At 40.2% G+C, this 12,759-nt stretch carries 16 protein-coding genes; all 16 read right to left on the reverse strand.

Translation table 11 applies throughout. From position 1 onward, the window contains the following. Positions 1–194 precede the first annotated feature (194 nt). The gene (locus tag ABE65_RS13090; protein WP_066395660.1) at positions 195–974 is read right to left on the reverse strand and encodes a CheR family methyltransferase; all 780 of its coding nucleotides are present in this window, start codon (positions 972–974) and stop codon (positions 195–197) included. A 412-nt stretch (positions 975–1,386) separates the two neighbouring features. Beyond that, positions 1,387–1,830, reverse strand: coding sequence for a nucleoside-diphosphate kinase (gene ndk, locus ABE65_RS13095; protein WP_066395665.1), 444 nt, complete (start codon positions 1,828–1,830; stop codon positions 1,387–1,389). Positions 1,831–1,914: 84 nt separating this feature from the next. Continuing rightward, on the reverse strand, positions 1,915–2,880 hold the full coding sequence (locus ABE65_RS13100) for a polyprenyl synthetase family protein (protein ID WP_066395669.1): 966 nt from the start codon (positions 2,878–2,880) through the stop codon (positions 1,915–1,917). A gap of 22 nt (positions 2,881–2,902) precedes the next feature. Continuing rightward, entirely contained in the window at positions 2,903–3,730 is an 828-nt protein-coding gene (locus tag ABE65_RS13105; protein WP_066395672.1) for a menaquinone biosynthetic enzyme MqnA/MqnD family protein, read from the reverse strand. Between the two features lie 6 nt (positions 3,731–3,736). Then, on the reverse strand, positions 3,737–4,327 hold the full coding sequence (locus tag ABE65_RS13110) for a UbiX family flavin prenyltransferase (RefSeq protein WP_066395679.1): 591 nt from the start codon (positions 4,325–4,327) through the stop codon (positions 3,737–3,739). Next, positions 4,324–5,157, reverse strand: coding sequence for a UbiA-like polyprenyltransferase (locus tag ABE65_RS13115; RefSeq protein ID WP_066400159.1), 834 nt, complete (start codon positions 5,155–5,157; stop codon positions 4,324–4,326). Before ABE65_RS13115 ends, ABE65_RS13110 begins: the two co-directional genes overlap by 4 nt. A gap of 46 nt (positions 5,158–5,203) precedes the next feature. Next, positions 5,204–5,908, reverse strand: a complete 705-nt coding sequence (locus ABE65_RS13120) for a demethylmenaquinone methyltransferase (RefSeq protein WP_066395680.1) — start codon at positions 5,906–5,908, stop codon at positions 5,204–5,206. A 4-nt stretch (positions 5,909–5,912) separates the two neighbouring features. Continuing rightward, positions 5,913–6,626, reverse strand: a complete 714-nt coding sequence (locus ABE65_RS13125) for a heptaprenyl diphosphate synthase component 1 (RefSeq protein ID WP_066395681.1) — start codon at positions 6,624–6,626, stop codon at positions 5,913–5,915. A gap of 150 nt (positions 6,627–6,776) precedes the next feature. After that, positions 6,777–6,995 (reverse strand): trp RNA-binding attenuation protein MtrB, encoded by a 219-nt coding sequence (mtrB, locus tag ABE65_RS13130; RefSeq protein WP_066241872.1) that lies wholly within the window; start codon positions 6,993–6,995, stop codon positions 6,777–6,779. A gap of 12 nt (positions 6,996–7,007) precedes the next feature. Then, positions 7,008–7,574 carry a GTP cyclohydrolase I FolE gene (folE, locus tag ABE65_RS13135; protein WP_066395691.1) on the reverse strand — a complete coding sequence of 189 codons (567 nt, stop codon included), beginning with the start codon at positions 7,572–7,574 and terminating at the stop codon, positions 7,008–7,010. Positions 7,575–7,864: 290 nt separating this feature from the next. Further along, positions 7,865–8,137, reverse strand: coding sequence for an HU family DNA-binding protein (locus tag ABE65_RS13140; protein ID WP_066241877.1), 273 nt, complete (start codon positions 8,135–8,137; stop codon positions 7,865–7,867). A 302-nt stretch (positions 8,138–8,439) separates the two neighbouring features. Then, entirely contained in the window at positions 8,440–9,918 is a 1,479-nt protein-coding gene (spoIVA, locus tag ABE65_RS13145; RefSeq protein WP_066395695.1) for a stage IV sporulation protein A, read from the reverse strand. 261 nt (positions 9,919–10,179) lie between these two features. Then, positions 10,180–10,890: a hypothetical protein gene (locus ABE65_RS13150; protein WP_066395699.1), complete on the reverse strand. Its 711-nt coding sequence runs from the start codon at positions 10,888–10,890 to the stop codon at positions 10,180–10,182. Between the two features lie 14 nt (positions 10,891–10,904). Beyond that, positions 10,905–11,105, reverse strand: a complete 201-nt coding sequence (locus ABE65_RS13155) for a DUF2768 domain-containing protein (RefSeq protein ID WP_066395702.1) — start codon at positions 11,103–11,105, stop codon at positions 10,905–10,907. A gap of 234 nt (positions 11,106–11,339) precedes the next feature. Then, positions 11,340–11,600: a stage VI sporulation protein F gene (locus tag ABE65_RS13160; protein ID WP_066395705.1), complete on the reverse strand. Its 261-nt coding sequence runs from the start codon at positions 11,598–11,600 to the stop codon at positions 11,340–11,342. Positions 11,601–11,722: 122 nt separating this feature from the next. Continuing rightward, entirely contained in the window at positions 11,723–12,748 is a 1,026-nt protein-coding gene (locus ABE65_RS13165; RefSeq protein ID WP_066395707.1) for an NAD(P)H-dependent glycerol-3-phosphate dehydrogenase, read from the reverse strand. Between the last annotated feature and the right edge of the window lie 11 nt (positions 12,749–12,759).

The following is a 12,759-nucleotide window of genomic DNA, read 5'->3' on the forward strand; positions in this document are numbered from 1 at the left end:
CATGCAGAAATAACCCGCATGGCATATGTACATATCCATTCTCGGCTCTGCTCCACTCAAACTCTCTCAACTTGTCTCAACTAGGCTCTAAACTCTAAACTATTGTGCACCATTTCATGTGCTCTAAACTTATCAGTTACATTAAACTATTGATGTAATTCTGTCAACTGATTTCAATGGATCAATTTTTATTATTAACAGAGTTTTCGATAAAAGAACGGTTCTACCGATTCTAAGTCGTATAACGCGGGATTGAATATCTGCTCGGTACTTCCGACGAATAGAACACCGCCTTTTCGAAGGGCTTTGCTAAACTTTTGATACAGAACGGTCTTTGCTTCTTCCGTAAAATAGATCATCACATTTCGGCAGACGATCAGATCAAAATCAGAATCAAAACGATCTGAAAGCAAGTTCTGCTTCTTAAACGTTACATGCTTTTTAATCGAGTCTGAAACACCTATACCAAGGTCCTGTTTTGTTGTATGTCGTGTTCTTTTATCGCTCGGCACATCTTTAATCGCTTTTTCAAAATAAAATCCTTTTTTTGCTTGATCTAACACTTGTTGATCTAAGTCGGTTGCAAGTATTGAAAACTTTGATAAACCCTTTTTGTAATCGGATAACAACATCGATAAGCTGTAAGGCTCTTCTCCTGTAGAGCAGGCTGCGCTCCATACTTTTAACGATGACCTGTCACCCATTAACAGAGGAATGATTTTTTTCTCCAGTACATCCCAACGAGCAGGATTTCGGTAGAATTCAGACACGTTAATGGTCATACGATCTAAAAACTCAAGAAGCAATTCTGGATTTATTTTGAGTGCCCGAAAGTATTCTGAGAACGTTGTAAATGATCGTTTGTCCCTCAGTGCAATGAGTCTTCGTTTCATTTGTGCTTCTTTGTATAGAGAAAGGTCAATTCCTGTTTGTTCATAAATGCTCTGTTTAAAGCTTTCGTAGTCCGGGTCCATATGTCTCTCTCCAATTCAATTCCATTAAAAATTTTCGTCTATGTATGTGTAATATCGGATCGAAAACTAAATTGTTGCGTTATCGGTTGGACATCGTTCAAATGTCGACTCGCCGATATAATGCGAAAACTCGCTGGATTATCCTTAAAACTCGCCGGATTAACTTGTAAACTTGCGGGATTACTTCAAAAACTTTCATGTAGGAGGTTAGGAAATACATAATAGACACTAGATTTTGGTGTTAAAACGAATTTTTTTAACTGACAACCTCAAAACCTGCTTCTCTGCTTCAATATAGTAACGAATAGAGCAATCTCACTCACTTTTCTTCACAATGCGGTAAATTTCACCGCTATAAATAATAAAAAACCGGCACACAGGCCGGTTAAAACGCTTTCATTTCCATGTAAAATTAAATCCAAACCGCTACTGCTTTATCATAAGAAACAAGTTCTTCTTCTTTAAAGAAAAGACCGATCTCACGGACAGCGCTTTCAGCAGAGTCAGAACCATGGATGATATTGTTACTTACTTGTACAGCATAGTCTCCGCGGATTGAACCAGGAGCAGCTTCAGAAGGATTTGTTTTGCCCATCATGTTACGAGCTGTAAGAATAACGTCCTTACCTTCCCAAACCATAGCAAATACTGGACCAGATGTAATGAAATCAACAAGTTCGCCGAAGAACGGACGCTCTTTGTGCTCACCATAATGTTCTTTTGCAAGATCTTCAGAAATGTTCATTAGTTTAGCACCAACAAGTTGAAAACCTTTCTTTTCAAAACGGGATACGATTTCTCCGATTAACGCACGTTGGACACCATCAGGTTTTACCATTAAAAACGTTTTTTCCATGCATTCCCTCTCCTATCATCTATGTATATGTGGGACAAGTTCCCCAGAGAAATCGTACCAAAAATTTTAAAAATTAGCAATCACTCAAAATTTTCGACCAGCGATATAGTCTGCAACCTTTAACAAACTATCTCTGGCATCCGTTTCTGGCAAAGACTCGGCAGCTAATTTAGCGCGCTTTAAATATTTATCAGATATCTTTGTTGCGTAATCAATTCCGCCTAACTCTTTGATATCTTTCAACAGTTCTGCAAGTTGAGCAGGATTTTTTGACTCATAATAAGCATCCAGTTTCTCTTTCATCTCTGGATACTGATAGATCGTGTACAGCACAGGCAATGTTAAGTTTCCTTGCTTCAGGTCACTTCCTGCTGGTTTACCGAGCTGTTTTTCAGAAGCCGTAAAGTCTAAGATATCGTCTGTGATCTGAAAAGCCATTCCAACAGAGAAACCAAAATCATACAACTTCTTTTGAAGAGAAACATCTGCTTTTGACGTAATCGCTCCAAGTTGACAGCTCAGTGCGATTAGAAGTGCGGTTTTTCGTTTGATTCGTTTGAAGTATTTTCGAATGTTTTGATCTGTGTCGTACTGTTCGTTGATCTGCTCGATCTCCCCAAGACACATCTCTTTCATGCCTTGTGCCAAAATCTGGTGCGCACGCGGAATTTCGATCTCAGACATCAGCTTTAAGGCGGATGCGAAAATAAAATCGCCTGTATACATGGCAATCTTGTTATCGTATTTTGCTTTTACGGTCTTTCTGCCGCGTCTCATATCCGCGTCATCCACAACATCATCATGAACGAGCGAAGCCATGTGGATCAGTTCAAGAGCTGCAGCCGGCTTTTTTACTTGTTGAATATTATATGTGCCGAACTGAGCGGAAAGCAGAACAAACACAGGGCGGATTCTCTTTCCCCCTGCTTTTAAAAGTTCAGCTCCTGCCGTATGAATCTGTTTCTGATCGGAACGAACGGATTCTACGAGCTGATCTTCAATCTGCTGCAAATCTTTTTTTAGAAATGAGTATAAGTCCTTTAACTTCACTTTTGTTTCACCCTATCGCCCGTTACTTATACGAATATTTAATGATAGAGGGCATTGTTTTTAACAATCCGCACTCTACAGCTAGCTGAAAATAAAGGTTGAGTCCCTTTTCATGTTCGCCACTAAATTGATAATTTAATCCATTAAAATAAGAATTCCAGAACTGAAAAGTGCCTCCATGTTCTGTTATCGCTCGCTCGATGACTGGAACAAAATTTTCTCTTTGACATCTCTCTTTGCTCTCTATCATACTTCTTCCTACGTAAGACAACAACGCACCCTGTTCGGTCTCCATTTCATTTCGATACGCCATCACGGCAAAGATCATAGGTAATCCTGTCTGTTGATACCAGATCTCGCCTAGGTCATATACGTTATAAGAGCCTCGTTTTCGGTATGCGCTTATTGCATCGTCTCCTATCAAAAGGCATGCGTCATATGTGTTCAACATAGCTTCAAAATTTGGTGTTTCTGTCTTGTAAGCAACCTCTACACCATAAAAACGATCTAAGATGATTTTCAATAGAGCGACTGATGTTTCTGAACTAGATGTTAATGCGATTCTTTTACCGTCCAACTCTTCGATCTTAAACTTTGAAAAAAGAAAGATAGAGTTTACTTTTCCGAACGAAGAAACAGAAAGATCTGGAACCAAACTATAGTTATGAGCGTTCTTTCCGTATGAAAACGAAGAGATGCCTCCAATATCGACCAACTGTTTCTCCATTAAAGCGTTTACCCGTGATGGAACCGCTTGTGTAATGGTCGCACCTTGATCCATCAGGCGTTCTCTATCTAAATAAAAATAAAGGGGTATGATGTTCGTGTAGCTGATTTCCCCGATGTTCATAATCTATCAGTCTCCCCAGCGTGTAAACAATTCGTGATGTACACCTAAGTTATCTAGTACTTTACCTACCAAAAAGTTCACTATGTCATCCATCGACTTTGGCAGGTGATAAAAACCAGGCATCGCAGGAACAATCTTTCCTCCTGCTTCTGTTACTTTTAACATGTTTTCAAGATGAATCTTATGAAGTGGTGTTTCTCTTGGCACTAAGATTAGTTTTCTGCTCTCTTTCAGCATAACGTCTGCTGTACGTTCTAACAGGTTTCCTGAAGCACCATGAGCGATCCCAGAGAGAGTTCCCATCGAACAAGGAATGATGACCATGCCGTCGTTCTGATACGAGCCACTCGCGATCGGTGCATTAAAGTCACGAAGTGTGTGATAATGAAGACGATCTTTGCCATATGAAGCAAAATTCTCTTCTATACAGCGTTCGCGGTCTTCTGTATTCCACAATAATTCTTCTCTGAACACTTGCCAACCTGCTTCCGTTACAACAAGATGTAACTTGTGTCCGCTTTTTAAGATCTCTTGAGCAAGTCTTACTCCGTATACAGCTCCACTCGCTCCTGTTATTCCGATTGTAAAAGTTTTCATATCAACAAATCTCCCACTGAAAAGATAAACATGACAACACTCAATACTCCGTTCATCGTAAAGAAGGCCACATCTAGTTTAGAAAGATCATGAGGCTTAACGAGTGAATGCTCATACACCATGATCGCACCAGATATGAACACACCTAGGTAGTAGATCCAGCCCATTCCTGATACAATGCCAAGTGAGACGAAAGCTATGAAACTAGCAACATGCAGCCATCTAGCAGTCATCAGACCATTTGCGATACCAAATGAAGATGGAATAGAGTACAGACCATGTGTTTTATCATATTCAGCATCTTGTGTCGCATAGATCACGTCAAAACCAGCTGTCCAAAACAATACACCTATAAATAGTAAAAAGGCTTCGGGACTTAATGTTCCGGTCGCACCTACCCAACCGCCTAGTGGTGCGATGGCGATCGTGACACCTAACACGATATGACACAAATACGTAAAACGCTTCGTATACGAATAGATAACAAGAAAAAAGACCGCAAGCGGCAAAAGCTTTACGGAAAGTGCATTTAGTTGGTAAGCACTAACGAACAACAAAGCTAATGAGATCAGTATGAAAAGATAGACTTCCCCTCTTTTCAAAAGCTTAGCTGGTATCGCTCTTGTTTTCGTTCTAGGATTTCTTCCATCAATCTCTGAATCTATCGCACGGTTTAAGGCCATAGCAGAGCTTCGTGCACCTACCATGGCTAGTGTGATCCAAATCCATTCCATTAAGGATGGAACTGTCCCCTCTTCCACAAGGTTTCCCATGATCGCTCCAAGAAACGCAAAGGGTAGAGCAAAGATGGTATGTTCAAACTTTATCATTTCTAAAATTATTTTAATTTTATTCCACACACTGCAACGCTCTCTTCTATTGCTGTTTTTTCCCTGTATGCATGGCCGCAGCACCTAAAGCATACGATTTAACTTCAACGTTAGACAAACCCGCTTGTTTGAAAAGTTCTTTTAGTTCTTCTTTTGTTAAAAAAGCTTCTGTTGATTCTTGAAGCCATGCGTATTCTTGGTAACTTTTTGCGAACAGCTTACCGAATACTGGCATGATATAGGTAAAATAAAACTTAAAGAGCTGCTTGAACACCGGAACCGTCGGATGCGAAGTCTCTAGACACACCACTCTGCCACCCGGCTTCACAACTCGTGCCATCTCTTTCAGTGTCTGAAGATAATCAGGAACGTTTCTAAGACCAAACCCGATCGTGACGAAATCAAAGCTGTTATCATCGAACGGAAGTTCCATCGCGTTGCCATGGATGAAGCTGACTCCAGGAGATCGGCGTTTTTTTAACTTTTCGATCCCAACATTCAGCATGTTCTGGCTAAAATCTAGGCCGACTACTTTTCCTTCAGTACCAACTTCTTCAGCTAGAGCGAACGTCCATTCACCTGTCCCACAACAAACATCTAAACATTGGTTACCAGGCTGTACTTTCATTCTTTTCATCGTATCTTTACGCCATTTACTATGCTGTTTAAAAGAGATCAGATCGTTCATGTAATCATACTGATCTGAAATCTTTTCAAATACAGAGTGAACCCGTTCTTCTTTACTCAACATCGGATTAACCCTCTCCTAACATTAAGTCATTTTTGTTAGCATCCACCATATTGTATCCTTCTCTATGAAACAACAATGGCATCTCAACTTCTTTATTCTTAAGTTCCTTCTCGCATGTCTTAAGGTAGTTCAACTGATCGTCACTCAATCGTCTTCTCGAATCAAGACTATGGTACCGTGACACAAGTAGGTACCTCTCAATAAAAGGTATATATGTATAAAGACCAAACGATTCAGCAGCTTTAGTTAATAAAAGACTATCTATCTTTTGCGCGGCTTTTAAATATTCAACGTTCGTGGTTGAAAACTTGTCCTTATTCTGACTATGCAGATCTGCCTTCAGTTCGTTAATTTCCTGAACCGCACTCGATAGCTTTGAGATCAGATCTAGATTTTCACAGTGAGATAAAAGTAAGTAGTAGAGACTGCTAAAATAATCGCCTGACAACACGACAAGCTGACGGTTCTTTTTGTTCTCGTTGATTTCCTCTTTTAAGATGTCATCATGACGGTCCAATGCAGACTGAATGAGCGTAATCGAACTAAAATACTCGGCTTCTACAGCTTCATCCAATTCGAGTTCACGCAGCAGACAGTACGTGATGAATACTTTGGATTCATTAAAGACTGGAGGTTGGATATATCGTTCTACATAACTGTGCTGCATCAATAAAAGTGTATGTTGTTTTAAACGTTGAATTTGTTCCATGGTGTTCATCAAATCCCTCCAATGACACAGCAAAATTGTGCTTTCTTATTATAACATAGTCGCCAAAATTATTAGGATTCAACCTCTTTAAAAGACATAAAGAAAACTAGGCTTATCTTTAGCCCAGCTTTTTGGCACGTGTTCCGCCGAAAGTTATCTTTAAGATTCTGTATCTACTTCTCCGTGTTTCGTGTAGATCACTGCTTTTCCTCTAACCTTTACAGCTGAAGTATGTTCAGTGAACTGAGCGATCATCACTTCGCCTTTATCAAGCTTTTCAGAATGGTGAAATCTTGTTTCTGTACCACGCGTTAAGCCGATCACGTTTACGCCGTTCTCTTTCGCTTTGATCACGAAAAAATCAAATTCTGATTTCATGAAGTTACCTCCTTAGTTTTTGATTAAACTTAGTACTTCTGCACGTGCCGCAGGATCTTTTTCAAATACTCCACGCACTGCTGAAGTAACCGTCATAGAGCCCGGTTTTTTTACACCACGCATCGTCATGCACATATGCTCTGCTTCGATCACAACGATCACACCATGAGGTTCTAAAGTTTCCAACAAGCTGTTCGCAATCGTTGAAGTGATTCTTTCTTGAAGTTGAGGTCGTTTTGTAACAGCTTCCACAGCTCTCGCAAGCTTGCTTAATCCTGTTACTTTTCCACCTTTAGGTATGTATCCGATATGCGCTTTGCCAAAGAAAGGTACGAGATGATGCTCACACATGGAGTAGAAAGGAATGTCTTTTACAAGCACTAATTCTTCATGATCTTCTCCAAAAATAGTAGCAAAGTGCTCTTTAGGATCTTGATTCAATCCTTGAAAGACTTCTTCATACATTTTCGCAACTCGTTTTGGTGTATCTATTAAACCCTCTCGCTCAGGATCTTCACCTATCGCTTCTAATATCATTTTTACAGCTAACTCAATTTTTTCTTTTTGAACTTCTGCCACGCCGGTTGTCCTCCAATTCCATTCACACAATAGAAAAATTTTAGCATAATGAAGAAAGAATAGCAAAAAGAGAAAACCCTTACGCCGTGTGAGGAGTGGATCTTGGCGAATCATAACCTGAGTTGCCGATAAAATCGGATTTTTGCCGATATATTTTAATTGTTGCCGATATAATCCCAATTCTTGCTGATATATTTTAATTCTTGCCGATATATCGTCTCACTCTTTTAAATCCATAATAAAAAGACCGTGAAAGATTCACGGTCTTTTTAAGTTGCCCTATGTATGATTTATTTAACAGCGTCCTTAAGGGCTTTCCCTGGTTTGAAAGCAGGAACTTTGCTAGCAGAGATCTCGATCTCTTGACCAGTTTGTGGGTTGCGGCCTTTACGAGCTGCACGCTCACGAACTTCAAAGTTACCAAATCCGATAAGTTGAACCTTATCACCGCTTTGTAGTGTACCAGTGATTGCTTCGAAAACAGCGTCAACTGCTTTAGATGCATCTTTCTTAGAAAGCTCAGCTTGCTCAGATACTGCATTGATTAGATCAGTCTTGTTCATTCCATTCACCTCCTCTCAAGGTTCTATTCACCATCATTCAACTTTTGAATCATGATTCCTTCATTTATGTAATATACAAGATTTTACTAATTATATCTGTGACAAGCCTTATATTATACGATTACATTGAGAAATTCAATCTTTTTTAGGCGTTTTTCGCTATTCAACCCTTAAAATTCCTTATTTTTTGACCTTTTTTTACAAAAAATACGCCCGTTCGAGGTAATAAAGTCACTCTCGTAACACAGGTCATTTGTTCTAGAAAAACAAAAAAAAGACTCCTGGTTATAGGAGTCCATAAGTTATAAAATAATGGCAATCAAACCGCCTGAACCTTCATTTATAATACGTTCTAATGTCTCTTTTAATTTATATCTTGCATTCTCTGGCATCAGTGATATCTTTCCTTGGATACCTTCTCGTACGATCGAGTTAAGCGATCTTCCAAAGATATCAGAATTCCAGATTGATAGCGGATCTTCTTCAAAGTCTTGCATCAAGTATCTTAGCATCTCTTCACTTTGTTTTTCGGTGCCGATAATCGGAGCAAACTCTGATTCTACATCTACTTTGATCATATGAATGGAAGGTGCGATTGCCTTCAGTCGTACACCGAATCGAGATCCTTGACGGATGATCTCCGGCTCATCGAGGCTCATATCGGTAATGGCTGGTGCTGCGATTCCATAGCCTGTTTGTTTCACCATGCGAAGAGCGTCTGCCACTTGATCATATTCCGTCTTAGCGTAAGCAAATTCTTGCATCAGCTGAAGCAAATGGTCTTTTCCTCGAATCTCTACGCCCACCACTTCTTTTAGGATCTGGTCGTACAGGTAATCTGGTGCGAACAAATCAATCTCAGCAATCCCTTGCCCCATTTCAATTCCTGCGAGTCTTGCATCATCAATAAAATCATAATCAGCGAAGAATCCAACGACTTTATCAACATCACGAAGACGTTTAATATCTTGAACCGTCTCTCTTACTGCTTCTTCATAGCTTTCACGCAGCCAATGGTTCTCACGAAGGACCATCACCCAGCTAGGAAGGTTAACATTGACCTCAAGCACCGGAAACTCGTATAACGCTTCTCTTAACACATTGTTAATATCATGCTCCGTCATCGCTTCAACACTCATCGCGAGTACAGGAATATCATATTTTTCACAAAGCTCGTTGCGAAGTTTTTGCGTATCTGGATGGTGCGGCTGCGTGGAGTTGATCAGCATGATAAACGGCTTTCCAACTTCTTTCAGCTCTTCAACCACTCGTTCTTCAGATTCCACATAATCGTATCTTGGAATCTCACCGATCGTGCCATCCGTTGTTACGACTACACCAAGTGTGGAGTGCTCTTGAATAACTTTACGAGTACCGATCTCAGCTGCTTCATGAAACGGAATCGGCTCATCATACCATGGCGTATGAATCATTCGTGGGCCGTTTTCATCTTCGTACCCTTTTGCACTCGGAACCGCATAACCGACTGAATCAACGAGACGTATGTTAACATCTAGCCCATCACCTACATTGATCTTCACCGCATTGTTTGGAACAAATTTGGGCTCAGTGGTCATAATGGTGCGTCCAGCTGCACTCTGCGGTAATTCATCTTGAGCACGTTGGCGTTCTGCTTCATTATCAATGTTCGGCAGCACCACAAGCTCCATAAACTTCTTAATAAATGTGGACTTCCCTGTTCTAACTGCTCCTACTACACCCAAGTAGATATCTCCGCCTGTCCGTTCGGCGATATCTTTGAAAATATCGATTTTCTCCATTCATTTCCCTCCCGATCCAAATAAAGTTCCGGATGCTAGTCTTGGACAATACATCGTATGATTTTGTCCTATTGATTATGACAAAGGAACGGAAATTTTTATTGGATCCTCGCTTTTCTCGGTTGTATAGTTCCATAAAAACGGGAGGGCGCACAAGAGTGCCTACCGATGAAACTATAAAGCTTGTTTCGTTAAAAGGATTTCCAAAAAAAATCTCTCCGCCTTTTCTATGAATGTATTAGAAAAAGGGAGAGTTCATGCCTATTTTATTAAAAAAATAGGTTTATTATTTTCAACTGTATAAGGAACGGAATAGACAGGCACAAAAAACGAATGAACGGCTAATAAGTGACGTATGTCTTCGTGTTTATCCAATTCATCCTGGTAGCTTGTGATCGCTGCATTTAGATCTTTTCTATAATCTATAAAAATCTTAGCATCACCATTGACCATCAATGGCAATTTCTTGCCTGTAAAAGGACTTGTGACGTACGGATCTTCTTTAAAACCTAACTTTTTAAAATCAAGGGTATGCCTGCCTTGTGCTTCTATCTTTTTAAATGGCGGGTAGTCGTTTTCTGCCATATAGATATTTAAAGCAACCTGTATATCCTGAACCTTGTCCGTTAAAACCAGGTCTGCAAGCCTTACAGTCGGCTTTGTCTCTACATCGATCAGTACGTATTGAAAGGTTCCACCCTTTTCAAAAGCATTGCCGGGAGGTTCTTGCATATATTTTGGAACTAGTTTATTAAAGTCGATCAAGTATTTTTGATAGATATCTGTATCTGCCTCTTTTGTTTTAATCGGCAGAACACCCGTATCTTTTTGAAAACTCTCAACGGCTTCTTGAACCGCAGTAATCTGGTCTTGATAAGGAACTCGATTCTGTGTTTTTCTTTCTTCCGGATACAAACATCCTGAAAGCGTAAATAATAGTAAACATAAAGGAATCCACCATTTTTTAGACATATAGAGTTCCTCCTTTAACCTTGCACTGGTCCGCTGAACACGACGATAACGATTAGAATTCCTGCAACGATCATGCAGATCCAGGCGAACAGTGAAACGATCGTCTGAAAAATACCAGATAATTTCGCTCGACTAAACATGATAGAGAAAACAGCAACAAACATTAAACCGATGGCTGATAGTGCCACCCACATTTTTAACAAACCTTCACTCATATGTATCCTCCTTGTCCACAGCGTACATTATAGCATAATTCTTGGTATTTCTTTTACTTTTTCGGAAGTTGGAATTTTGCATGAGTATAAACTTTTTTAAGAAGAAAGAAACATTGAAAACAAACAAAAAAACACCCGGGTATGACCGGGTGTTCGACTAAATACTTCCTGTACCGAAGAGACACTTCCATGATTTAGGTGCTTTATCCGCTTTATACAATTATAAAATTGAGCCTACTTACCTTCAAACATCTTAGATAATGTTGCTAAGTCAAGAGGGATGTTATTGTTAAGAACAGCTTGAACGATCTGATCTTCTTTTTGTTTGGAAACTGCTACTCCCGCCATAGAAGATACTTGGGAAATCAGCATACGAATCGTGCGCTCGTCACGAAGATTTGACCCGCTTACGGATTGAGCAAGTTTAAAAATATCATCCTTTTTTACACTTGTTTTCTTCTCGATCTTATCAAAAAAGTGTTGTTCACGTTCCACCTGAAGTCCTCCTCCCACTTCCTTTTCACCTTATCGTATGCAGGTGGAATGGAAGCGTGAAAGAAAAAAAGGCGATTACCTAATTTTTTTTAGACATTCGCCTATCGACTTTGTGTGTTTCACTAACTTTTTAAAGAAGATACATCTTCCACTTCATGTGTACGAGAACGCTGCATCAGATCGTCAACCGCTTGTTTTGCACCCTTGCCATTGAACAATACATCATATAACACTTGTGTGATCGGCATCTCCACTTCTTCACGTTTACTCAATTCGTACGCAGCTTGAGTCGTTCTGACCCCTTCGACGACCATGCCCATATTCTCAAGAACATCTTCTAACTTCATTCCTTTTCCAAGCATGTTACCAGCTCGCCAGTTACGGCTATGAACACTCGTACACGTTACGATCAGATCCCCAATTCCTGTTAGACCAGAGAAAGTTAGTGGGTTCGCGCCCATATGTGTACCAAGTCGAGCGATCTCAGCGAGACCTCTCGTGATTAAAGCTGCCTTCGCATTATCTCCATAACCTAGTCCATCAGAAAGTCCAGCGCCTAGCGCGATGATGTTCTTCAAGGCACCACCGAGTTCAACTCCGACAACATCAGGATTCGTGTAGACACGGAAGTTTTGGTTAATAAAAAGATCTTGTACGTTTTCAGCAGCTTCCATATTTACAGAAGAAACCGTAACGGTTGTGGGCTGTCTTAAAGAAACTTCTTCCGCATGACTTGGTCCAGAGAGCACAACCACAGAATCTAAAACCGAAGCTGGAAGCTCTTCTTCTATGATTTCAGAAATACGTTTATATGTACCAGGTTCGATGCCTTTAGAAGCATGAACGATTGTAACAGGAGCGTTCAATTCGTTCTTTACTTGTCCGAGTACTTCTCTCATCGCTTTTGTTGGCGTGACGAGTACAATGGTGTCAGCTTCTTTCACACATTCGCTCAACTGAGTTGTTGCTTGTATGTTTTCAGGGAGTTCAACGCCTGGCAAATATTTCTCATTTGTATGATGGTTGTTGATCTCGCTGACCTGATCCTCTCTGCGACCCCACAGGGAAACGTGATGACCGTTGTCAGCCAAAACGATGGCAAGAGCAGTACCCCAACTTCCAGCACCTAAAACAGCAACTTTATCCATACATGTCACAC

Origin of the sequence: Fictibacillus phosphorivorans (assembly GCF_001629705.1) — a bacterium.
Taxonomy (GTDB): domain Bacteria; phylum Bacillota; class Bacilli; order Bacillales; family Fictibacillaceae; genus Fictibacillus; species Fictibacillus phosphorivorans_A.